25 protein-coding genes are annotated in these 24383 nt (G+C 29.3%); 10 read left to right on the top strand and 15 right to left on the bottom strand.

From position 1 onward, the window contains the following. Nucleotides 1–13: 13 nt before the first annotated feature. The 9 genes from Q0984_RS06490 to Q0984_RS06450 all read right to left on the bottom strand — a co-directional run bounded on the left by Q0984_RS06490 (nucleotide 14) and on the right by Q0984_RS06450 (nucleotide 7645). The gene (locus Q0984_RS06490; protein ID WP_299525336.1) at nucleotides 14–1036 is read right to left on the bottom strand and encodes a ribitol-5-phosphate dehydrogenase; all 1023 of its coding nucleotides are present in this window, start codon (nucleotides 1034–1036) and stop codon (nucleotides 14–16) included. Then, complete coding sequence (locus Q0984_RS06485; protein ID WP_299525333.1) at nucleotides 1033–1737, bottom strand: 2-C-methyl-D-erythritol 4-phosphate cytidylyltransferase; 705 nt, start codon at nucleotides 1735–1737, stop codon at nucleotides 1033–1035. The genes Q0984_RS06490 and Q0984_RS06485 overlap by 4 nt, the downstream gene beginning before the upstream one ends. A 5-nt stretch (nucleotides 1738–1742) precedes the next feature. Then, nucleotides 1743–2357: a class I SAM-dependent methyltransferase gene (locus Q0984_RS06480; protein WP_299525331.1), complete on the bottom strand. Its 615-nt coding sequence runs from the start codon at nucleotides 2355–2357 to the stop codon at nucleotides 1743–1745. 358 nt (nucleotides 2358–2715) lie between these two features. Beyond that, on the bottom strand, nucleotides 2716–3936 hold the full coding sequence (gene argJ / locus Q0984_RS06475) for a bifunctional ornithine acetyltransferase/N-acetylglutamate synthase (RefSeq protein WP_299525328.1): 1221 nt from the start codon (nucleotides 3934–3936) through the stop codon (nucleotides 2716–2718). Nucleotides 3937–3951: 15 nt separating this feature from the next. Then, on the bottom strand, nucleotides 3952–4218 hold the full coding sequence (locus Q0984_RS06470; RefSeq protein ID WP_299525326.1) for a hypothetical protein: 267 nt from the start codon (nucleotides 4216–4218) through the stop codon (nucleotides 3952–3954). 23 nt (nucleotides 4219–4241) lie between these two features. Beyond that, a complete protein-coding gene (locus Q0984_RS06465; protein WP_299525323.1) occupies nucleotides 4242–5444 on the bottom strand; it encodes a hypothetical protein in 1203 nt (400 codons plus the stop codon). After that, nucleotides 5437–6462: a Zc3h12a-like ribonuclease gene (locus Q0984_RS06460; RefSeq protein ID WP_299525320.1), complete on the bottom strand. Its 1026-nt coding sequence runs from the start codon at nucleotides 6460–6462 to the stop codon at nucleotides 5437–5439. Before Q0984_RS06460 ends, Q0984_RS06465 begins: the two co-directional genes overlap by 8 nt. 79 nt (nucleotides 6463–6541) lie before the next feature. Then, nucleotides 6542–7285, bottom strand: coding sequence for a metallophosphoesterase family protein (locus Q0984_RS06455; RefSeq protein WP_299525317.1), 744 nt, complete (start codon nucleotides 7283–7285; stop codon nucleotides 6542–6544). 9 nt (nucleotides 7286–7294) lie between these two features. After that, a complete protein-coding gene (locus Q0984_RS06450) occupies nucleotides 7295–7645 on the bottom strand; it encodes a nascent polypeptide-associated complex protein (RefSeq protein WP_299525314.1) in 351 nt (116 codons plus the stop codon). Between the two features lie 152 nt (nucleotides 7646–7797). Between Q0984_RS06450 and Q0984_RS06445 the strand changes: the two genes are divergently transcribed. After that, nucleotides 7798–9222 (top strand): B12-binding domain-containing radical SAM protein, encoded by a 1425-nt coding sequence (locus Q0984_RS06445; RefSeq protein ID WP_299525311.1) that lies wholly within the window; start codon nucleotides 7798–7800, stop codon nucleotides 9220–9222. Nucleotides 9223–9717: 495 nt separating this feature from the next. Here the strand turns inward: Q0984_RS06445 and Q0984_RS08895 are convergent, their stop codons facing one another. Both Q0984_RS08895 and Q0984_RS06440 read right to left on the bottom strand, forming a co-directional pair. Next, nucleotides 9718–9831 carry a symporter small accessory protein gene (locus Q0984_RS08895; RefSeq protein ID WP_365907151.1) on the bottom strand — a complete coding sequence of 38 codons (114 nt, stop codon included), beginning with the start codon at nucleotides 9829–9831 and terminating at the stop codon, nucleotides 9718–9720. Beyond that, nucleotides 9828–11441: a sodium:solute symporter gene (locus Q0984_RS06440; RefSeq protein ID WP_299525308.1), complete on the bottom strand. Its 1614-nt coding sequence runs from the start codon at nucleotides 11439–11441 to the stop codon at nucleotides 9828–9830. Before Q0984_RS06440 ends, Q0984_RS08895 begins: the two co-directional genes overlap by 4 nt. Before the next feature lie 123 nt (nucleotides 11442–11564). Between Q0984_RS06440 and Q0984_RS06435 the strand changes: the two genes are divergently transcribed. Together Q0984_RS06435 and Q0984_RS06430 are read left to right on the top strand one after the other, a co-directional pair. Then, complete coding sequence (locus Q0984_RS06435) at nucleotides 11565–12866, top strand: phenylacetate--CoA ligase family protein (RefSeq protein ID WP_299525305.1); 1302 nt, start codon at nucleotides 11565–11567, stop codon at nucleotides 12864–12866. Nucleotides 12867–12875: 9 nt separating this feature from the next. After that, the gene (locus tag Q0984_RS06430; RefSeq protein WP_299525303.1) at nucleotides 12876–13307 is read left to right on the top strand and encodes an amino acid-binding protein; all 432 of its coding nucleotides are present in this window, start codon (nucleotides 12876–12878) and stop codon (nucleotides 13305–13307) included. Nucleotides 13308–13322: 15 nt separating this feature from the next. On the opposite strand, the gene Q0984_RS06425 is transcribed toward Q0984_RS06430, so the two are convergent. Genes Q0984_RS06425 through iorA form a run of 4 tightly spaced genes read right to left on the bottom strand, consistent with a single transcriptional unit; the run spans nucleotide 13323 to nucleotide 16489 of the window. Next, nucleotides 13323–13646: a hypothetical protein gene (locus Q0984_RS06425; protein ID WP_299525300.1), complete on the bottom strand. Its 324-nt coding sequence runs from the start codon at nucleotides 13644–13646 to the stop codon at nucleotides 13323–13325. A 23-nt stretch (nucleotides 13647–13669) separates the two neighbouring features. After that, nucleotides 13670–13948 (bottom strand): hypothetical protein, encoded by a 279-nt coding sequence (locus Q0984_RS06420; RefSeq protein ID WP_299525297.1) that lies wholly within the window; start codon nucleotides 13946–13948, stop codon nucleotides 13670–13672. 56 nt (nucleotides 13949–14004) lie between these two features. Further along, nucleotides 14005–14589 carry an indolepyruvate oxidoreductase subunit beta gene (locus tag Q0984_RS06415; RefSeq protein ID WP_299525295.1) on the bottom strand — a complete coding sequence of 195 codons (585 nt, stop codon included), beginning with the start codon at nucleotides 14587–14589 and terminating at the stop codon, nucleotides 14005–14007. 1 nt (nucleotide 14590) lies between these two features. Continuing rightward, nucleotides 14591–16489 (bottom strand): indolepyruvate ferredoxin oxidoreductase subunit alpha, encoded by a 1899-nt coding sequence (iorA, locus tag Q0984_RS06410; RefSeq protein ID WP_299525292.1) that lies wholly within the window; start codon nucleotides 16487–16489, stop codon nucleotides 14591–14593. Nucleotides 16490–16604: 115 nt separating this feature from the next. Between iorA and tfrB the strand changes: the two genes are divergently transcribed. The 7 genes from tfrB (at nucleotide 16605) to glyS (ending at nucleotide 24376) form a co-directional block, all read left to right on the top strand. Continuing rightward, the gene (tfrB, locus tag Q0984_RS06405; RefSeq protein ID WP_299525289.1) at nucleotides 16605–18086 is read left to right on the top strand and encodes a fumarate reductase (CoM/CoB) subunit TfrB; all 1482 of its coding nucleotides are present in this window, start codon (nucleotides 16605–16607) and stop codon (nucleotides 18084–18086) included. 11 nt (nucleotides 18087–18097) lie between these two features. Continuing rightward, nucleotides 18098–19003: a TrmJ/YjtD family RNA methyltransferase gene (locus tag Q0984_RS06400; RefSeq protein WP_299525286.1), complete on the top strand. Its 906-nt coding sequence runs from the start codon at nucleotides 18098–18100 to the stop codon at nucleotides 19001–19003. Beyond that, a complete protein-coding gene (locus Q0984_RS06395) occupies nucleotides 19000–19821 on the top strand; it encodes a ferredoxin (protein WP_299525283.1) in 822 nt (273 codons plus the stop codon). Before Q0984_RS06400 ends, Q0984_RS06395 begins: the two co-directional genes overlap by 4 nt. Nucleotides 19822–20073: 252 nt before the next feature. Further along, the gene (locus Q0984_RS06390) at nucleotides 20074–21360 is read left to right on the top strand and encodes a uracil-xanthine permease family protein (protein WP_299525280.1); all 1287 of its coding nucleotides are present in this window, start codon (nucleotides 20074–20076) and stop codon (nucleotides 21358–21360) included. Continuing rightward, nucleotides 21353–21979 (top strand): uracil phosphoribosyltransferase, encoded by a 627-nt coding sequence (upp, locus tag Q0984_RS06385; RefSeq protein ID WP_019264286.1) that lies wholly within the window; start codon nucleotides 21353–21355, stop codon nucleotides 21977–21979. Before Q0984_RS06390 ends, upp begins: the two co-directional genes overlap by 8 nt. A 102-nt stretch (nucleotides 21980–22081) precedes the next feature. After that, complete coding sequence (gene dcd / locus Q0984_RS06380) at nucleotides 22082–22666, top strand: dCTP deaminase (protein ID WP_299525276.1); 585 nt, start codon at nucleotides 22082–22084, stop codon at nucleotides 22664–22666. A gap of 15 nt (nucleotides 22667–22681) precedes the next feature. Beyond that, nucleotides 22682–24376, top strand: a complete 1695-nt coding sequence (glyS, locus tag Q0984_RS06375) for a glycine--tRNA ligase (RefSeq protein ID WP_299525273.1) — start codon at nucleotides 22682–22684, stop codon at nucleotides 24374–24376. Nucleotides 24377–24383: the final 7 nt, after the last annotated feature.

Raw genomic sequence — 24383 nt, 5'->3', positions numbered from 1 at the left:
ACATAATCTACTACTATTTATCCCATTTTAAAATTGTTTTTCCAAAACCTGAAATATAATCTTTATCAAAAGCTTCTTTTAAATCATTTAATGATTCAATAGATACAACATTATTTATTAAATTTTCTAATAAATTAAATAGTTTAGGATTATTTTTAAGTATTTCAACTACTTTTAAGAAATCTTTTCTTTCACTCCTACTTATCCCTTGAATAATTAATCCTTTTTCTAAAATTAATCTAGTATTAATTGGAATTGAATATTCACTTACTCCAAATAGAATTATTGATCCTTGAGGATTTATTACATTTATTATTTGGTCAATAGCTGCTTGTGATGCATTTGATCCAACACATTCAAAACCATGATCAACAGTTAAATCATTGGGAATTTCATGAAATTTATAAACTTTATCTGCAAATGAAAACAAGTTTAAATTTTCAGAATGTTTTCCAATGACAATTACTTCACTTTCAGGATAAAACTCATTAAGTAGTAATGCTGTAATATAACCTAAATTCCCATCTCCCCAAACACCAAATTTATTTTTACGTTTAATAGCTGATTTTTCAAATCTAAAAATACCATGACAAATTACTGATATTAATTCGATAAATGAAGAAACTTCTAAATTAAAATTATAAGGTAGTTTAACTAATCTATCATGATTTAATTTGATTAAATCACATGTAAATCCATCAAAACCACTACCTCTAAATTTAGATGATGACAAGTAATTAGCTGATACATATTCATCGTGTTCAGTTGGAGTATTTGGTATCATTACAACAATATCTCCTGCATTAAAATTCCCAGTACTATCAAAGATTACCTTTCCAATACCTTCATGAATTAATGCCATAGGTAACTTTTCTTCAAGAACATCACTAGCTCTTTTACCCTGATAATATCTTTGATCAGCTTGACAAATTGATAAATACATAGGTCTTACAATTACACCATCAGTAACATCAATTTCTTCAATTGCCTCTTCAAAGAATTTTGGAGCCACTAATCTATAAATAACATTAATCATTTTGATCGTAAAATTGTATTAGCTAATTTTAAATCGTAAGGATATGTAATTTTAATATTTGTTACATCTCCTTTAACTAAAGATACTTTTTCACCTTTTAAAACAAAAATTTTAGCAGCATCAGTAAGTATCTCTTTTTCATCTTCAGTTAAATCATTAATTAAAGAATTTAACTTGTTTATTTTAAATGTTTGTGGAGTTTGTCCTTGATAAAAATAATCTCTAATTGGAATATCTGTTATTACATTGCCATCTCTACTTTCAACAATAGTATCAGTAGCTGGAATTACAGTATCACAAGCCCCACACTGTTTTGCAGCTTTAATATTATCCTGAATAATTCTATGAGTTACAAATGGACGAACAGAATCATGAGTTATAATTAATGAATCATCATCAATATTATAATTTTCATTAATATAATCAATACTATTTTTTAAAGTATCATTTCTAGTTTCTCCACCTTCAATTACTACAATTTTATCATTATCTGAAATATAATCCTTAATTAATTGTTTAGTATGATTTATAAAATTTTGTGGAGTTAAAACTATTATTTTATCCATTTCATCATTAATCACAAATTTTTCGATAGTATGGATTAAAATAGGTTTATCACCTAAATTTAAAAATTGTTTAGGAGTGTCAGTATCACCCATTCTTGATCCAATTCCACCTGCTAAAATAGCTACAAAAATCATTTTAACTACTCTTTTTCAAATATTATTAAATAATGAGATTTACCTTCAGGAATATCTTCCCCAATTTCTTCATTTAAATAAGTCATTTTAAGACCATGTGCTGAGAATAATTCCTGCAAATCATCTGGAGAACTTCTGATAGCTGTTGGAGGACCATGTTTAACATCTTGTTTTTTATAATCCATTATAGCTATTCTTCCACCATCAGTTTTAATTACCCTAGACAATTCATTAACAGCTTCATCTAAAGTTCTTGTAGCTTTAAAACCATGGAAAACATTAACCATTAAAATAACATCTAACATTTCATCATCCAAATCAATATGTTCCGCAATATTAGATACTATTGGAATTAAATTATCCACATTGTTTTCTTCTTTATATTTAATCATATCTTCAATAGATGGTTCATAAATATCTAATGCATAAACAGACCCATCAGTAATGTACTCATTTAATGCTTTAATAGCCACATGACCATCACCACATCCAGCATCCATGAAATTTTCGCTACCTGTAAGATTTAATTCATCTAAAAATTCTGTAGCATCAAGGAACTTTTCACTAGTCATACCTTGAATTCTATGTCCATTTGCTGGCATCATCATTTTTTTACCCATAATACCACATCCTATAGTATATGAGTAATATTTTTTAAAAAATAGTATATAATTGTTTCTAAGTAAAAAAAGCTTTAAAAAAAGTTATAAAAAAGAGGATTATTTTTTCCAGGTTTGTTTAACTCCTCTTCCTCTTTTACTACCAGGTTTGGTATAACTTCTTTTTGCTCTTGTTCTTTTATTGGTTCCTTTAACTTTTGCCATAATCATATCCCCATTAAATTTAATTAATAAATTAAAATCAAATAATATAACTATAATAGTTAAAATTTGATTTAATATCAGTTTAATCGAAAATCAAAAATAGAATTTCTATAACATAAAAATATTTACTTTTTAAAGTATTTATATCTTTTCTTTAAGTAGTGTATTCTGCATTAATTTTGACATAATCATAACTTAAATCACAACCCCATGCAGTAGCTTCACTTCCACCTTTATTTAAATTCACATTTACAATAATTTCTTCACCAATCATTATTTTTTCAGCTCTTTCAAGATTAGTTGTTCCTTCAAAAGCAAGAATTTCCCCTTCTCTTACAAGATCAACATTATCATCATTATTAGCTATAGCTATGGTTACAGTATCTGCACTTACATCAGCTCCAGAATAACCAATTGCTGAAACTATTCTTCCCCAATTTGGATCACCACCAAATACTGCGGATTTAAATAATGGAGATGTTACAATTGATTTTGCTGCAAGTCTAGCTTCATCAATATTTTTAGCTCCATAAACATTAGCTTCTATGACCTTAGATGCTCCTTCACCATCTTTAACCATTTTTTTAGCCAGATTAATACAAAGATATTCTAATGCTTCCTGAAAATTAGGGTCGATTTCACCATCATTAATTATATTAACTCCTGATGCTCCATTTGCCATGAGTAAACAGGTATCATTAGTACTTTCATCACCATCAACAACAATCATGTTAAAACTTTTATCAACAGCTATTTTAAGAGATTTATTAATATTATTACTTTTCATCACTCCATCAGTTACAATAAATGACAACATTGTTCCCATATTTGGAGCAATCATCCCACTACCTTTAGTAATACCTGCAATTTTAACTTTTTCACCATTAGTTAATGTAACTTCCAAAGCACATTCCTTTGGAATTTTATCAGTAGTCATAATAGCTTTTGCAGCAGCCAATGAATTTTCAGGTTTATTACCTAATTTAGGAAATACTTCATAAGCAACTTTAGTAATAATATCCATAGGCATTTTACGACCAATGACTCCTGTTGAAGAAATAGCTATTTCATCTTTAGGAATCTTTAAATCTTTAGAAACTAATTCTACTAATTCTTCACAGTCCTTTATTCCTTGTTCACCTGTAAAACAATTAGCATTACCACTATTTACAAAAACTGCAGAAACTTTCCCTTTTTCAACTACCTTTTTAGTATAAATTACAGGAGCAGCCACTATTTTATTTGAAGTAAAAACTGCTGAAGCATCACTATTTTCACTTACAATAACTGCAACACCATATTTTCCTTCTTTAGCTCCAGCCACTTTAAGATTATCAATAACAGATAATCCCCCATTAATCTCTTTAAATATCATAATATTCCCTATAAATTAATTATTCGTATAATTTAAGTTTGTATCTCCTCTTTCAAGATAATTTGCTTGATCTATTTCTGAATCATAAACCACAACATTATTTTTATCAGTTAAATTTGTAGTCATTTCTTGAGTAACATTTTCAACATGTGTTGTATTATTTGCTACATCAGCACCATCATCAGACATAGACATGGAAACACCAATTCCAGCACCTACACAAAAAGCTATTAATGCTATAATCATGAACACAACTAGTGTTCCATCATTTTTAGACGCCACGTTTAACTCCCTTTTCAATTTAATTAAGATAATACTGCATAAACAAGTACCAAAATTATTCCAATAAAACTAAACATTCCTAAACCTAATACAGATAAAACATATGCAAATATAAACACAAATACAAATATTCCAATCAGTTTACCTTTCTGATTTTCAAATAAATCAATAATAGTTCTTGAAAATTCAGAAGGAATGTTATATGCATATAACCCATTAGCTAATTCAAATACAACTAATGAAAGTGGAGATGTTGAATTTAAACTATCAACTAATTGAGCCCTCTCACCAGCTTCTCTCCTACTCCTACCAATTCCTGCCCTAATTTTTGCACCATTATCCAATGCAAACCAAGCAGAATCCAATCCTGCACGAATAGCTAAATCTTTTGATGGGAATCTTGCTATAAAATCATCCCCACCTTCCCTATAACCTTCTAATTCACCTTCACACTCAGTTTCAATGAAATTTTTAATTCCAGTCATCAAGTCAACTAGTTTATTTCTACCATTTTTACTAATAAAACCTGTTGAATCTATTAAATCAATGAACAAATAATTTTGCAATTCTTTAGGTTCTGATTGCATTAATTTAAATGGTTCATCAAATACAAGTGCATATTCTCCACCTAATTTAGTAAATGCAACACCTGGAAAATTTCCAACATTCTGAGTATAATTAATTGAACGTTCAATAGAAGCAGCTCCAGTCATACCTACCGCTGAAACAATTGGAATACCTTTATCCAATCCGATTCCAATAATTTCAATAGCTACTCTTATCGCATCATTTTTACTTAACATTCTTGCAACAAGTTCTGTAGAACTCTTTTCAACTATAGCTCCTTTTTCATTTTCAATAATCTTTACAAAAATATTAATTAAATTAGATGGGCGGGGAAGCTCAATGTAAAAATAACGATCACTACCCATAATAATATTACTTACAAGAGCATATTCCTCAACTTTATTTTCAGCTGCTTTTAGTTCATAAAAATTATAATCCCCTGGAAGATTTTCAACACCAATATCCCGTTTAAGATTTTCTAAAATACTATCTGAAGTAATTTCTGCTTTTTCAAGTTCAAAAAGAATAGTATGAGTATAATTAAATAACTCTACATATTCAGTCTCAACAGAATTTGTTGGGAAAAACTTAGTCCCAATACTAATTGGATTAAGTTTTGTATATAGCTTAATAAGTTCTTTAGTTAAGCTATTAACCATCCAAACCTCCTCCTTTTTCTAGGTCAATCTCAAAATCCCCTGGCTTTTCTAAAAGCATGTCTGGTTTAACAGAAACAAATGGGAATTTCCAAGAGCCTAGCCTTCCAGCTATAGTACTAGCAATGTTTCTTGAATTTTTCTTAATGAAAACCTCATCATGAGTACTTACACGAACAAGTACATTATACGGAGCATGTTCTGTGACTTCATCAGCTAACATTATATTCAACTCAAAAGTACCTGGTTTTGTAAATAAATCATTACGAACAGCAATTAATGGTTTTTTTTCAAGTCTTAATCTATCTGCAACAGTAACTGAAATATTACCTGCATTTTTAACTGCTAATTTATAATCTTTTGGATGAACCAATACAAAAATAACATATGGAGCAGCCACTTCTACATCATCAACCATGTCAACAATCTTATTAAACATGGGTATTTTAGAAAAAACCTTTTCTAATTTAGAACTTGCATCATTATCACTATCTATACGAATAATTGCTTGTTTAGCAATATTTAAAGGAGAAATTTCCAATCCTTCTTTTCCAGTATATACTTCCCATCTTTTAAAGTTTAACTGTTTAATAATTTCATCAGATATATGCTGCAAAATGTTTTTATCCTTTTTAGGTGATTTAGGATTTCCAAATGCAAGTCTACCATTTTCTATTACAAAAGGAATTCTCATAGAATTAATATTTTTAAATTCCGCAGCATAATCCCTAAATTTATCATTAGATAAAATTTTAGCCCTTTCATTATTAGCTATATTAAGAATAAAATGATCTGCATCATTACCTGCTGGAACTTCTTCTACATTCTCACTTTCCAACAATTTTTCAAATTTTTCCTTATCATCAATATCATGACGAAGTGATGCATCAGCAATAATTACAAATTCATCGCCACTTTCTTCTAAAGATTTAACCGCAGCTAAAATATTAGACATTTGAGGTTGTGAGTTTTCATTTTTTGTACTATATGCAACATTTGAAGCATCAACAACAACTTTCACATTATCACCTAAAATCTATAAATTATTTATTATTATATAGTATATGTAAATTTTATATTTAAATTTAATTAAAAGTCAACTAAATACCATTTCTTGGATATTCTCCAAATAAAAACCTTTCTCCACCGACTTTATTAAGAAATATCCTAATTGTATCATTAGTAATTTCATACACATTATATGAATTTTTATCATTACCTCTAAGTTTATTAGAGGATAATGAACCAGCATTAACAAATAACGTATTATTCATTTTCCAAATATTCGGAACATGTTTATGTCCTGCAAGTACCAAATCAACTTCATGATCAGTTAATGTTTTAAGAACATCTCCAGCATCAGTTAAAACATTACGTTCTCTACCAGTCTTAGGAATAGAAATTACATGATGATGTAAAGCTACAATACTAAACAGTTCATCAACAACACATTTATCAAGTTGATGTTCCATCCAAAGATGCTGCGGCCTACCAATATTCCCACTAGAAAGATCTGGAGAACTACTATCTAAACCTATAACTACAAATTCATCATCTTTTGTAAGTTTCCAACTACATTCACCAATTAACTCTTCAAAAGTTTCATAACCTAAATTACGTGCATCATGATTTCCAGGCACTGCAAATAATGGTGCTTCAAACATACTTAAATATTTAGTAGCTTGAACAAATTCATTATAATAACCATTATTAGTTAAATCTCCAGTTAAAATTATCATATCCGGTTGGATATCATTTATTTCAGCCACTGCCTTTATAAAAACATCTTCATCAAAATCTAATTTACTAACATGTAAATCAGAAATATGTACAATAATAGTCATGTTTTTATCCTATTGGCTTAATTTTAAAATAGCTTCTGCAAGATCACCATTAGTTTCTTCTAAAGCTGCTTTTGCTTTATCTTCAGACACATTTGCTTGATTAGCTACCATTTCAATATCTTCATCAGGAATGACAATTTCTTCATCAATTGCTACTTCTTGTGCTTTACCTGTTACTTGGTAAGTTTCTTGACCCATGACATTCATCATACTAACTTCAGCATTAGATATAATTAATTCTTTATCTTCTAAACGGATAATAACCTCTTTGACTCCTTTAAGGTCTTTCATATCCATTCCCATTTTTTTCATTTGTCTTTCCATTTTTTTCATTTGTTTAGCATTCATACCAGGTATCATAATATTATCCTCATTAAATTTAATTATTAGAAAATAGTTATGTTTTTCAATACTATTAAAATTAATTATACCTACTTTAGGTAAACATAAACTTTATTTATATTAACACCTTAAGATAGTATGTTTAACGAAGTAAATAAAGGGGTAAAACAATGAAAGTTTTATTTATTAATCCTCCACAAACTGCATCAAAATATAAATTTATGGGAGTTATAGCTCCACCATTAGGAATTGCCTATATGGCTGCAGTTTTACAAGAAAATAATATTGATGTTGAAATATTAGATGCATCTGCAGAAGATATGAATTTTAAAGAAGTCAAAGATGAATTAATCATAAGAAAACCTGACTTAGTAGCTTTAACAGCACTTACACCAACAATAGGAAGAGCACTTGAAACAGCTCAAGTAGTTAAAAAAGCCCTTCCAAATTCAATTGTTGCAATTGGTGGTTACCATCCTACATTTAACTTTATAGAAACTCTGAAAGATGAAAATATAGATATTGTAATTAGAGGTGAGGGCGAATACATCATGTTAAATTTAGTGAATGCATTAGAAAATAATACTGATTTACAAGATGTTAAAGGAATTGTTTATGAAGACAAAAATTCCCATGAAGTCATAGTAACCCCAGAAGCACCTTTAATAAATGACTTAGATAGTCTACCATTTCCAGCTTTAAATTTATTGCCAATGAACAAATATAAATTATTAGACATGGACACCCATATGACAACCATGATTACAACAAGAGGTTGTCCAATGCAATGTTCTTTTTGCTCATCAGCTGCAATGCACGGTAGAAAAATTAGGCAAAGAAGTATAGAAAATATAGTTGACGAAATAGAACATTTAAAATCAAAATATAATATTGACACTATTGCATTTATGGATGATACATTCACTTTAAAAAAACAAAAAGTAATAGCTATTTGTGATGAAATAATAAAAAGAAACATAAATGTTATGTGGGGTTGTACATCACGTGTAGATACATTAGATGAAAAAATGCTAAGGAAAATGAAGGAAGCTGGATGTATCACAATATTTATTGGTGTTGAATCTGCAGATCAACAACAATTAAATCGCATGCAAAAAAACACTACAATTTCAAAAATTGAAAATGCATTTAAAATTGCTCGTAAACTAAAAATAAGAACAATAGCTTCTGTAGCTTTAGGTATGCCTGGAGATACTAAAGAAATCATGAATAAAACTATAAAATTTGTACATAAACTTAAACCAAACTATGCAATATATAGTTTAGCTACCCCTTATCCAGGAACAAAATTTTACAAAGAATCATTTGAAAAGAATCTTATAAAAATAAAAGATTGGTCAAAATATACTTTGATAACACCAATTTTAGAAACTGTTGATTGTTCTTTAAAAGATATGCGAAAAATACAAGCAAAAGCATTTATTAAATTTTATTTAAGACCCCATTACATTATAAAACAATTTTTACAAGATGGTCCCTATCTTTTAAAAACAATATTTGGAGTAATTAAAACAGCATTATCTAAAACTCCTACAAATACTAATTACAATAAAAGAGAATTGAAAAATATGTAATTTTTAAAAAAAAATATTTTGGTGAACACAAAAAATCAATTACATATTTTTTATACTAGTAATAAATAGTTTAAAGTATTAACGGAGATTTTTTTTAAGAGAAACGTGTTTCAATCCTTATTGGCAGATTAATTGGGAGGTAATGTTATATTATTGATTATATGCCAAATACTCAAACTATTTTTTTACTAGTGCCGCAAATGACAATTATTAAAATTAATTAACCAAATTTACACACAAAATGAATAAATATGTTTGTATTAGTTAAGGGGATTTTTCAATTTTTCATCAGAATGTAGTACAACAATTAATTTACATAAAACACTAAATAATTAGCAGAAATTTTTAAGTAAATATAGTTAACAATCTCAGAATAATCATCACTTACAAAACAATGTAATATATAACTTACACTGTGTAATCTATCCTTTACATTTTATGACATATATATTTTACTATTTTGAAAAATTAAAAAATAAAAAAAGAGAAAAAAAGCTAATAATCTTTATTCCAATACACAATACCATAAACAATGCATAATAAAGTGGATAAAATGATTAAGACATAAACACCCCATATCCACGGGTCTTCAATTCCTAAAACCATCATTGTACCTCACTTCCTTTTTTATCAATGTTTTCGAATGCTTTATCAATAACTTCTTTAGCAGGAGGTTTTGTAAGTAAACTAACAACAATTGTGAATACAGCAGAAATAGGAACAGCTATTAACATCACATCAATATAAGGCCATGGCATTGCAGACAATAAAGTTGAACAACCAAATATTGCCTTACATAATCCTAAACCTTTAGCTGTTTTTGCAAATACGAAAAGTAACCAAAACAAACTAACAAAAGTTCCGGAAACAATTCCTGCAATAGCTCCTTTAGTAGTAATTTTTTTCCAATAAAGAGCACCTAAAAATACAGGTAAAAATGCTGCAGCACATATTTCAAAGAACAAACTTGTTCCAAGAGCAATAATACTACCTGGAAGACAAAATGCCAATACAAGAGCTAAAATAATAGCTATTAATATACCAATACGTGTGATTGTAATTTGATCTAGTTTCTGTTTAGCTTTACTTCTTAAAGTACCATAAATATCTACACCAAATGCAGTTCCTTGAGTATGAAGTTGAGAACTAATTGTAGACATAGCTGCTGCCAATAAAGATAATAAAAATATATACACAAACCATTCCGGCAATGCCATTGTAATAAATGTTGGAATAATCTTATCAACATTTCCACCAACAACATCCACAGCTATTTTTCCTAATTTATCAAAGAAATAAACATTAGAAAGTGCTCCTACAATATAAGCTGTAGTAGGCATGATTGCAATAAATAATCCCCCAACAAGAACTGATCTGTTTAATTCCTTATCTGATTTAACAGTCATGAATCTAACAATTAATTGTGGTTGAGCTAAAACACCAATACCAACACCAATAAGAGTAGATGAAACTAAACTCCACCAGAATGGAGATCCCAATTCTGGAAATGTTGTCCACCCTGTTCCACCAGTAGCTGTAGCACTGGCAGGATATAAATTAACCATATTTGTTAAAGCAGAGTTAGCATGAGTTACACCACCTAATAACCAGTAAACAAATCCAAGTAAGAATACCATTGCACATACCATAATTACTCCCTGTAAAGCATCAGTGTACATTACACCTTTAATACCACCAAAGAATACATAAAATGTAATAATTAATGATAATATAAATAAAGATAATCCAAAATCAATCATTAAAGAAGATTCTAAGAATCTTGCAGCACCAATAAGAACTACTGCCGCATAAAGAGGCATAGCACAAAATATAATTAAACCTGAGAAATAATGAATGAATTTACTATTAAAACGTTTACCTAAAAACTCAGGAAATGTTAAAGAACCTAAACTGTGTCCCATCCTACGAGTTCTTTTACCTAAAAATACAAAAGCGACGAATATTCCAATAATAATATTTAAAAATGCTAACCATAGAACACTCATACCATATTCACCAGCAACTCCTCCAAAACCAACGATAGCTGCCGTAGAAATAAACGTTGCACCATAACTTAAAGCCATGATTGCAGGATGTGTATCCTTCCCACCTATCATGAAATCCTCAGAGGATTCTGTTCCTTTCCAAGCATAATAACCCACACATACTAAAGCAAAAATGTAGATTATAAATACTAATGCTAAAATCATAATGTCCATAATTTAAACTCCGAATATTAAAAAAAATAATTAATATACTATTAAATTTTTAATATGAATAGTTATATATAATTTTATATTAAAAAATTATGAACAAGAAAATATAATTTAATAAGTGATACTATGGTATGGAACAAAAAAGCCGAATGTATGAGTAAAGAAGAAAAAGAAAAATTACAGTTAGAAAGATTACAAAAAACTGTTAAATTAGCTTATAATAATGTTTCATTTTATAAACAAAAATTTGATGAAGCTGGTATCACCCCAGAAGATATAAAAACCTTGAAAGATATTGAAAAAATCCCATTTACAACAAAAAATGATTTAAGAGCAGCCTACCCATTTGGTTTATTTGCTGTTCCTTACGAAGAAATTGTAGAAATCCATGCATCCTCTGGAACAAGTGGAAAACCAACAGTTACAGGATACACTAAAAAAGATTTAGATATCTGGTCAGAATGTATTGCACGTGGCCTTGGAATGGTTGGTGTTGAAAAAGAATACATAATTCAAAATGCATTTGGTTACGGATTATTTACTGGAGGATTTGGTATCCACCATGGAGCGCAAAAATTTGGAGCAATAACCGTACCTATTTCTGCAGGAAACACCAAGAGACAGCTTGAAACTATGAAAGATTTCCAAAGTGATGTTATAACCTGTACTCCATCATATGCTATGTACCTTGGAGAAAGTCTTGAAAGCTCTGATATTAATCTAGAAGACATTAATTTAAAAATAGGAATTCATGGAGCTGAAATGTGGACTGAAGAAATGAGGCATAAAATCGAAGAATCATTAAACATTAAAGCATACAATATTTATGGTTTAACAGAAATTATGGGTCCTGGAGTAGCTCAAGAATGTACTAAACAAGAAGGAATGCATATTCAAGATGATCATTTCTATCCTGAAATTATTAATCCTGAAACTGGAGAAACATTGGAACCTGGACAAAAAGGAGAACTTGTATTAACTACACTTACTAAAACTGGAATTCCTATTTTAAGATTTAGAACAAAAGATTTAACTTCATTAATTGTTGATGAATGTGAATGTGGAAGAACTAGTGTAAGAATGAGTAGAATTACAGGTAGAAGCGATGACATGTTAAAAATTAGAGGAGTCATGGTCTTCCCATCACAAATTGAAAAAGCATTGCTCAAAATCAAAGGAGCAAGTCCAAATTACCTCATCAAAGTAACAAGACCGGATACTTTAGATGAAGTCGAAGTTAAAGTAGAAGCAACAAAAGAATTATTCTCAGATGAAATGAAAGAAATGGAAAAAACTGAGGCAATGATTATAAAATCCATTAAAAGTGAAACTGGATTAAGAGTTAATGTGACATTATGCGAACCTGAATCATTACCAAGAAGTGAAGGTAAATCTGTAAGAGTTATTGATGAAAGAAACTTTGAATAAGGTGAAACAATGGTAGTAAAACAAATATCAGTATTTATAGAAAATAAAGAAGGAAGGATGAAAAAAGCTATTAATGCATTAGCTCAAGAAAACATAAACATTCGTGCTCTTTCAATAGCTGATACAACCAAATATGGAATTTTAAGATTGATTGTTTCAGATAACAAAAAAGCTATTGAAACTTTAGAAAAAGATGGATTCATTGTAAAAGAAAATGATGTGATTATTGTAGCAGTTCCCGATGAACCAAACGGATTAAATTCCACATTAGCTATATTTGATGAAAAAGGTATAAACTTAGATTATCTTTATGCATTTGTAAGTTCAAAAACAGAAAAAGCTATTGTAGTAATGAGATTAAAAAATATGGATGATGCAATTGCTCTATTAAAAGACAGTGATGCAGATATTCTTGAAAAAGAAGACATAGAAGATTTATAAAAAGATTTAATCTTTTTAATCTTCTTCAGTTAAAATAATTTCAATAGATTCTTCTGCAAAATAATAAGAATCATTAACTTCTTTTAAAGTTTTAGCTTTATTAACTAAATCATCTGATTCCAATAAATGCATGAAATCATTGAAAAACAGATTCCATTCATTTTGTTCATCTTCATCACAATAACTAGCACTTAATCTAATTTCTGCAGGACTATTTGACCAGCCTACACCATTATAGAACTCCTGAGCTTCCACATTACCATTTTCATCATAATCAATAGCCATTAAAATCTCAAACTTCTTAGTTCCTGATTCTTTAGATAATTTGAATTCTGACATTTTGAAAACCTCAAATTTATAGTTTAAAATTCTTTTAATAATGATGCAATATCTGCTTTAGAATAACCTAAACGAACAAATAAACTTTTAACAGATTCATTTTCAGGAACCACTCCAAGTTCTTCCCACCTCTTAAAGTCATTGTGTAAAATACTGTTTATTAAAAGTTGAATGGTAATCAAATCATCACTTTTAATAGCTACAAAAGCATCCTCATCTTTAAAAATATTTTTTGGATCAATTAAAGTGATTCTTCCTGTTTTATCCTTTTTTAATATAGCATTATCAATTTCATAAGGCATGTACAAAACCTCTTTTTTATAATTAATTATAATTTAATTCCTAATTATTTAAATATTTAACCTTTAATCCAATTATAACCACTTTCAATAGCATTTAAGTTTAATTCATGGAATTTAGGTTTTAGATTATTTTTCATAGCCTCAATAACAGAGTCTTTGGAAAGTGGAAACTTATCATCAGCAGTTACTGCCCCCAATAAAACCATGTTCAATGATAAAACATTTCCAGCATTTAATGCTAATTCAGTCCCATCAATTGGAAGAACATGATTAAAATTTTCTTTTAAAATATTAGTAATATTATTTACACTTGGATAAGGTTTATCTGCTGAAGCAGGAACAATAGGATGTGTATTAAACACTATTTTTGTATCATCATTCACTTTGTCTAAACCTCTTATAGTTTCAATAGGTTCAAATGAAAGTAACATATCAGCACCATGTTCTGGAATAATTGAACTATTATAATCACCTATTTTTAATTCAGTAGACACAGAACCTCCTCTTTGAGACATACCATGAATTTCACTCATAACTACATTCAAACCTTGATTCATTGCAGCTTCACCAATAATTACAGAGGTTTTAATAATCCCTTGTCCTCCAACACCACAAATATAAATATTATAATGATTATCCATATTATTCACCTCTTCCAGCTTCTAGTGCACCATATTTACAAACTTGGATACAAACACCACAACCATCACACATTGATTTATCAACAGCGATTTTTCCACCATCTTTTGAAATAGCTGGACATGCAAGCTCATTTACACATTTATTACAACCATTACAATTAGAACTTATATAATTTATTGGTGGTTTTTTAGATTTGCCTTTAATTAAAGTACATGGTGCTTTAGCTATAATTACACATACTTCATCACGTTCTAAAGCTTCTTTATATGTTTTAATTACTTGGTCCAAGTTTAATGGATTAATTACCCTAACATATTTACATCCACAAGCTAATGCTAATTTACGTATGGATATTTCTGGTGCATCATCACCCATCCCATCAACTGGAATTCCAGGATTTGGTTGACCACCTGTCATTGCAGTAATTCTATTATCTAAAACAGTTAAAATAAAATTATTTTTATTATGAACTGCATTTATTAAAGGTGATATTCCACTGTGGAAAAATGTTGAATCCCCAATGAAGCTAATAACCTTTTGATTAGTAGCTATTGAAAATCCACAACCATCACCTACACTAGATCCCATAGATAATAAATAATCTGCTGCATTATATGGTGGATTGATTCCCAAAGTATAACATCCAATATCTGATGCAAATACAACATCTTTAAGTGGAATTCCTAATTCCTCTAAAGCTTTATTTACCCCATAATACATTGACCTATGTGGACAGCCTGCACAAAGCACTGGAGCTCTAGATGGAATATCTTCTTCTAATTTAAGTAAATTATCTAAATGAACATTATCTTTTTCATCAATAAAATTTAAATATTTATTAAAACCATTAGATACAATATCTGAATTAAATTCATGATACATAGGGAATGTTCCATCTAATTTACCATGAACCACAACATTTAAATTATTTTTACCAATAGCCACTAATGTATCTTTTTCTATAATTGGATCTACTTCCTCTACAATAAATACTTCATCCAAATTTCTTACAAATTCAGCTACTTTATCATAAGGGAAAGGATAAGAAAATCCAAGTTTTAAAACATCAACATCTAAATTATTATATCGAATTACATCATAAGCATAATTATAAGCACTGCTTGAAGCAATTACACCATATTTTTTATTTTGAGCAAATTCTGATTCAAAGTTAAATTTAGATTCATTGGTTATTTTATTAATTTTATCCATTTTTTCCACTAATTCCACATGCATATCTTTTGCAAATGCTGGAACTGGAACAAACTGTGATGGATTTTTCTTGAAAAATCCTTTTTTCCAATGAGTAACATCATCTGAAGAATTATCTGCAACATCACCAAATTCAACAACACCCCTCATATGAGATACACGAGTAGTTGTTCTTACAATAACTGGTAATTTAAATTGTTCAGACAAATCAAAAGCATATTTAACCATATCTTTAACTTCTTGACAATTAGAAGGTTCTAAAATAGGAACATTTGCTAAACGCCCATAATTACGAGTATCCTGTTCATTTTGAGATGAAAAAAGTGAAGGATCATCCGCAGATAAAATAACCATCCCACCATTTACTCCACTATATGCAGTTGTCATAAATGAATCACTAGCTACATTCATACCTACATGTTTCATGAAAGTAAATGAACGTAAACCAGATGCTGCTGCAGTAGCTGCAACCTCCATAGCAACTTTTTCATTTGTAGAAAACTCAAAATAAATATTAGCCTCTTTAGCCAATACAGATAAAACATTTCCAATTTCTGATGAAGGAGTACCTGGATAAGTAGCTGCAACAGAAACACCAGCTTCTATAACTCCCCTTACAGCTGCTTCATTACCTAATAAAAATTGTTTTTCACCAGGTTTACCTATTATTAATTCTTTTAAATTCATTATTTATTTCCTCAAATAATTTAAAAATCTAATAAAATATATAATATAATAGGTTTAGATATAATATAAATATTATACTTGTTTTTATATTTGATATAACTAAAGGGGTAAAGTAATGATTAAAGTATATATATCAAGGTTTGATAGAGAAGTAGATGAAAAACCACATTTAGAGTGTTATGAAATAGAAAAAACACCACAAATGAAAGTTTTAGATGCTATAAATGCAATTAATGAAAAATATGATGCAGATATCAGCATCAGAAGTTCCTGTAGAGCAGGACAATGTGGATCTTGTGGAATATTATTTAACGGGAATGGAGCTCTTGCTTGTCAAAAAGAAATAAAAGATGGTGCAATAATTGAGCCTCAAAATTTTCCAGTGATTAAAGATTTAATAGTAGACAAAAGCTCAATAGAAAAAGAAGTAAAAGAGTTACAACTTTCTTTAAATCCTGAACAAAACAATGATAAAATAAATGAAAATTTAACTCCTGAAAACATGAAAAATACTAAAAAAGTTAGAAGTTGTATTGAATGTTATTCTTGTCTTTCAACTTGCCCAGTTGTAAAATTCATTAAAACCAAATTTGGAGGACCTTATATAATGAGATATCTTTCTAAATTTGAATCTGATCCAAGAGATGAATTTAATAGACTTGATGAAAGTTTAAAAGAAGGATTATACAAATGTACCAGCTGTGGTAAATGTAAAGCTGTTTGTCCTAAAAATATCAACACATTTGGAGATGCAATCGAACGTTTAAGGGAAATTGCATGTAAAGAAAATAAAGGACCACTTCCAGAACATCTTGCATTTAAAGAAAACATTCAGGAAACTGGAAGATCCATTAAATCCAAAGGTCCAAGTTTTATCGAACAAGTTAAAAATGAAAATAATTCTAAAATAGCATTATTTACTGGATGTATGGTTGATAATAAATTACAACACATTGGTGAAGCTTTAATGGATGTACTTGATGCAAATGGAATTAAAATTGATATACCTGAAGGTCAGGTATGTTGTGGTTCCCCATTAATACGAACTGGACAAACAGACATTGTTCAAGAACTTGTTGATAAAAATAAAGAAGTATTTAAAAATTATGATACAGTAATTACCATATGTGCAGGATGTGGATCAACTCTTAAAAATAACCACCCAAAATACGGATCTAATTTAAATGTAATGGATATTAGTGAATTTTTAGTAGATAAATTAGATACTAATAAAATGAAAGAATTAAACACAAGTGTAACTTGGCACGATCCATGCCATTTAGGTAGAGGTCAAGGAATTAAAGATGCTCCACGAGATATATTAAATCAAATTAAAGGTATAGAATTTAAAGAAATGCAATACCCTTGTCAGTGTTGTGGTGCTGGTGGAGGAATAAAAGCAGGACACCCAGAAATTGCATCTACACTTGCAAAAGAAAAAGCAAAAATGATTGAAGAAACTGGTGCTGAATCTGTAATTACAATTTGCCCATTTTGCCAATACAATATTCAAGATGGATTAAATTCCATTAACCGTGAAGATATAAAGACTATGAATATAATTGAATTATTACAACTAGCTTACCAAAAAGACTAAAAAAATAAGGGTTGATTAAAATAGGAGATATAGCTATAAGTGAAGAAAAAATAGTGGAAACTAAACTAAATTCACCAGAAATAGATGAAAAAACTAAAAATGAACAAAAATCAACCTCCACTAAAAAATCAAAATCTAAAAAACAATCCCGAGGCATTAAGATAACTAAAAATCAGGAAGATGATGCAAAAAAAGAACTAGATAATTTTAAAAATAACATTTACATTGTTTTTGTAGAATGTGAAACTCCGGGAAATATAGGATTTCTTGCAAGAACTATGGCTAATTTCGGATTAAAAAATTTAGTTCTTATTAATCCACCTGATTTAACTCCTGAAGCATTTTACCAAGCAACACATGGAAAATACATTGTTGAAAATGCAAAAATATACAAAACACTTGAAGAATTTTATCAAAACCAAATAATTGATTTTAAAGTAGCTTCAACTGGTGTAGCTGGTGGAAGCTACAATTTATCAAGAATTCCTGTAAAACCTGAAAAACTTGGAGAAAATATTAATACAAATAATAATACAGCTATCTTGTTTGGGAGAGAAGGTAATGGATTAACAAATGAAGAAATTGAGGAATGTGATATTTGTGTTTCCATCCCAACAGATCCAACATACCCTATCCTAAACATATCTCATGCAGCAGCCATTATTTTTTATGAATTATTTAAAAACATACATGAATATCCTGTTGAAGGTTTAGAAGAAAGTACTGCTATTGAAAAAGAGTATGTGTTAAAAGATATGTATGATTTAATTGATAGTTTAGATATACCTGAGCATAAAAAGAAAAATGGATTAAAATCATTTAAAAATATTATAAATCGTGCATATATCACAGGTAGAGAAGCCCACACTTTAAAAGGCATTTTAAGACGTTTAAAAATGAAAATTGGTGAACAATGAGAAAAATCAGTTTTGCAGATATAAGTATTTTCATAGTGAATTATATATTTAATTGGAGATTTTGGATAGCTAAATTAACTAAACAATCAAAAATAATAAGAAAAATCATAGATAAAGCATTATTTGAAGATGATGACACTACATTTATTCCAAATACAATAAATATTAATAAAAAAATAAAATCTGAAAAATCTGAATTTTTACCTACAGATGTTTTAAAAGAAATTATTAAAAGAATCGATGACATTGTAATAATGGATAATTGTCTTTGTAGAACTTCCAATAATTGTAAAAATTATCCTCAAGATATAGGATGTATTTTTCTCGGACCCACAACTAAAAAAATTCCAAGAAATATCTGTCACGAAGCCAGTAAACAAGAAGCTCTAAATCATGTTGACAAAGCAGATGCTGCAGGTTTAACACATATTATAGGTAAAAATAAAATAGATTCAATTTGGATGAATGTCAGACCTAGAGATGGACTACTTACAATATGTAACTGTTGTCCTTGCTGTTGTTTATGGAAAGTAATACCTAAATTAGATGATAAAATAAGTGATAAAATTCACAAATTAGATGGTGTAGAAATAGCTATTGATAATTCCAAATGTATAAACTGTATGAAATGTTTAAATGGTGTATGTATGGCAGATGCTATTAATTTTGAAAATGATAAAATTCAAATTAACCAAGATACCTGCCGTTGTTGTGGACTTTGTGTTAATACATGTAATCAAAATGCCATTACTATAAACTATGATAGCTCTTCTATTAATTCAATTGTTGATGAATTATATAATTTAGTTGAACTTTAAAAACTAAATTTTAACTATTTTTAACATAATATAAACAAATTAAACGAAAATTTATTTTAAAAACATTTTTATAAGTGTAATTGAAGAAATATAAATGTATAATAAAAATTTGTGAATATTATTAAAAATGAAATAAAAAAATTCTTTTTATCAATGCTAAAATTCTAAATTGATATTTTAATTATTCAACGAAAAAGGAATATTATTAATATTGTTTAAAAATGATTTTTTTATATAGTTAAAGGAGATAAAATGAGTGAAAATAGTAATATGCTATTAGGCGTTAGAGACAAACCTCCAGTTGTAAACTGGATTTTACTTGCTATTCAACATGTATGTGCTATGTTTGGAGCTACTATTCTAGTACCAATTGTTGTAAATACTACTGTTGGATCAGATGTCTTATCAATACCTGTAGCTCTTGTTACATCTGGTATAGGTACTCTTATTTATATATTATGTACCAGAGGAAGAAGTCCTGTTTATCTAGGAAGTTCATTTGCATTTATTGCACCAATGGTGGCAGGATATGCAATAGCTGGAAAAGCAAGTGTCTTTACAGCTATCGTTTTTGTAGGATTAATGTATGTAATTATATCAACTATTATTAGAGTAGTTGGTAAAAAATGGATTGATAAAGTATTACCCCCAGTTGTTGTTGGGCCTATGATTATGATTATTGGTCTATCACTTGCACCAACGGCAATTGAAGAAATAGGAATAAATGCTGCTAGTGTTCCAATGACTAACATAATTATTGCATTTGTAGCATTTTTAAGTACAGCAATACTTGCAGTGAGAGGAAAAGGATTACTTAGAGTTATCCCATTTTTAATTGGAATTATAATAGGTTACGTTGCAGCAGCACTTCTTGGAGTAGTTGACTTTTCAGGAGTTACAAGTGCTCACATTATTGAAATGCCTGCATTTTACTTACCATTTATTGATTATAATTTTAATTTCGGAGCTATGCTCACTATTGTCCCAATTGCACTTGTAACTATGGTGGAACATGTTGGAGACCACAAAGTATTAAGTGAAATTATTGGAAGAGACCTCCTTCAAGACCCTGGTCTTGACAGAACTCTCTTAGGTGATGGTATAGCTACTACTGTTGCAGCACTTCTTGGTGGACCTGCAAACACAACCTACGGAGAAAATACTTCTGTTGTAGGTATGACTAGAGTTGCTTCTGTTTATGTAATTGGACTTGCAGCAATCATAGCTATTGTATTTGCATTCTCAGGACATTTAACTGCATTATTAACTGCAATCCCTTCACCAGTTCTTGGTGGTATTTCTATTCTTCTTTATGGATTCATTAGTGTAAATGGTCTTAAAATTTTAATCCACAACCATGTTGATTTTACAAACACTAAAAATGTAGTTGTTGCAGCTACAATGTTAGTTTTAGGTTTAGGTGGAGCTACACTCTCAATTACATATGGAGATTTATCCTTAGCTATTTCTGGTATGTCTTTAGCAGCAATCATTGGAATTATCCTTAACATATGTATTCCGGAGGAAAAACATGAATGAAATAGTTCTTAACCATCCATTAATAACCCATAAATTAGGTATTTTAAGAGATATACATACTGGAACTAAAGAATTTCGTGAATTAATTACAGAAATTTCCACACTTCTTTGTTATGAAGCAACTAAAGATGCGAAATTAGAAAAAACAACAATTGAAACCCCACTTGAAAAAATGGAAACTGGCAAATTAAATGAAGATAATTATGCCATAGTGCCAATTCTAAGAGCAGGAATGGGAATGCTTGATGGAATTATAAATGTAATTCCAAATGCAAAAGTTGGACATATCGGTCTTTACAGAGATGAAGAGACATTTCAACCTATTGAATACTACTTTAAAATGCCTGAAAATATTGAAGGCAGAGAAGTATTAATTATTGACCCAATGCTTGCAACAGGTGGAAGTGCATCTGCAACTATTTCAAGACTTAAAGAAGAAGGAGTTCAAAAAATCAAACTTTTATGTGTTGTTGCAGCTCCTGAAGGAATCAATTTAATTGAAAAAGACCATCCAGATGTTCAAATTTACTGTGCAACAGTTGATAGAACATTAAATGAAACCGCATACATATTACCAGGTCTTGGAGATGCTGGTGACAGAGTATACGGTACAAAATAATACTATGAATTACTCATAGTATTTTTACTTCTTTTTTTACATAATTATTTTAATAATAAGCCATAAAAATATAGTATATTAATTTTTGTTTGTGTGAAAAAAATGGCTATTTTAAGTGATAAAACCATAAAAGAATATCTTAAAGAAGGTAAAATTGTAATTGATTCTTTAAAGGACGAGCAGCAAATTCAACCTTCATCAGTTGATATGAGATTAGGTGATGAGTTTAAAGTGTTTAAAGTAATTAGAAAACCTTATATTGACCCAAAAGATGAAGAAGACATAGCAGATTATATGGAATCAAGTAAAGTTCCTGAAGGTGAAGCATTTATAATTCACCCAAATGAATTTGCACTAGCTACAACACAAGAGTATGTTAAAGTACCTGATAATTTAGTAGCTAGAGTTGAAGGTCGTTCTAGTATGGGTAGACTTGGTGTTACCATGCATGTTACCGCAGGTTATGTTGATCCTGGTTTTGAAGGTAGAATCACCTTAGAAATATCAAATATCGGAGCTATGCCTGTTGCACTTTACCCTGGTCAAAGAGTATGTCAATTAGTATTTGAAACTATGACTACTCCTGCAGAGTTACCTTATGGTCATCCAAAAAGAAATAGCAAATATATGAAGCAATTAAAACCTGAATCTAGTAGGGTTAAACTAGATTATGAATTAAAAAAATAATGGAAGTTAATACTTATGAATCATGACAAAATGACAAATATCAGTGCAAAAAGAGGATTTTTATGGCCATCTTTTGAAATATATTCAGGAGTTTCTGGATTTACAGATTATGGACCTCTTGGAGCTAGTTTAAAGAATAATATAATGCAAAAATGGAGAAAACAATATGTTTCCGGAGAAGGATTCTATGAAATAGAAGGTCCTACTGTAATGCCTAAAGAAGTTTTAAAAGCATCAGGACATGTTGATAACTTTACTGATCCAATGACTAAATGTGAAGAATGTGGAGAAGTATTCCGAGCAGATCATATTATTGAAGAAGTTATTGGTGAAGATGTGGAAAGTTTAGAAAATGAAGAACTTGATCAAATTGTTATTGACAACAATATTAAATGTCCGGAATGTGGTGGAAAACTTTCCAATATCTGGAATTATAATTTAATGTTTAAAACCATGATTGGAGCTAAAGGTGATAAAGTAGGTTACATGAGACCAGAAACCGCTCAAGGAATTTTTATATTATTTAAACGTCTTGAAAGATTCTTCAGAGGAAAACTTCCATTTGGAGTTGTTCAACTTGGAAAAGCTTACAGAAATGAAATTTCACCTAGACAAGGAGTTATTCGTCTAAGAGAATTCACACAAGCAGAAGCTGAAATATTTTTAAATCCTAAAGATAAGACTACTCCTAAATTTAGTCAGATAACTGATGAAGTATTATGTTTAAATTCCCAAGATGTTCAAATAAATAACACTGAACCTCTAGAAATTACTGCTCGTGAAGCACTTGATAAAGGAATTGTAGCTAATGAAATGTTAATTTACCAGTTATATTTAGCTAGGAAATTCTTAAATGAAATAGGTATTCCTAATGATGTTTTAAGATTTAGACAACATTTACCTGGAGAAATGGCCCATTATGCTCTTGATTGTTGGGATGTTGAAGTTAAGACTGATAAATATGGTTGGGTTGAAATAATTGGAATAGCTGATAGAGGAGCATATGATTTAACATCACACAGTAAATACAGTAACGATGATTTAAATGTGTTTATTGAATATGATGAACCTAAAAAAGTTAAAAAAACAATTGTAAAACCTAATTTATCTAAATTTGGACCTATTTTTAAAGGAGATTCTCCTAAAGTAAAACAAGCTATTGAAGAAGCAGATGTGGATACTATTAAACAAGCAATTGAAAATGATGGAAAATATGTTATTAATTTAGACAAAGATTATGAGTTAACACCTGATTTATTACTCTTTGAAGATATTGAAGAAGAAATTTCTGGTGAAAAAATAATCCCTCATGTAATTGAGCCATCTTTTGGTATCGATCGTATTCTTTATTCTGTTTTATTACATTCATTTAAAGAAACTGATAAAAAAGATTACTTTAAATTTGCACCATCTGTTGCACCTGTTCAAGTTGGAATTTATCCTCTCGTAAACAAGGAAGGTCCTCGTGAAATAGCTATTGAATTAACTGATAAATTAAGAGAATCTGGATTTAAAGTTGAATATGATATAAGTGGAACAATTGGTAAAAGATATGCTAGGGCAGACGAAATTGGTATTCCTCTTGCAATAACTGTTGATTTTGATAGTTTAGAAGATAATAAAGTAACTGTAAGAAACAGAGACAGCGAATCCCAAGAAAGAATAGCTATTGATAAAATAAAAGAATATTTAGAAGAATATTATAAATGAGTAATAG

The sequence above is a fragment of the uncultured Methanobrevibacter sp. genome, assembly GCF_934746965.1.
GTDB lineage: Archaea > Methanobacteriota > Methanobacteria > Methanobacteriales > Methanobacteriaceae > Methanocatella.
This window is presented reverse-complemented; position numbering and strand designations above follow the sequence as displayed.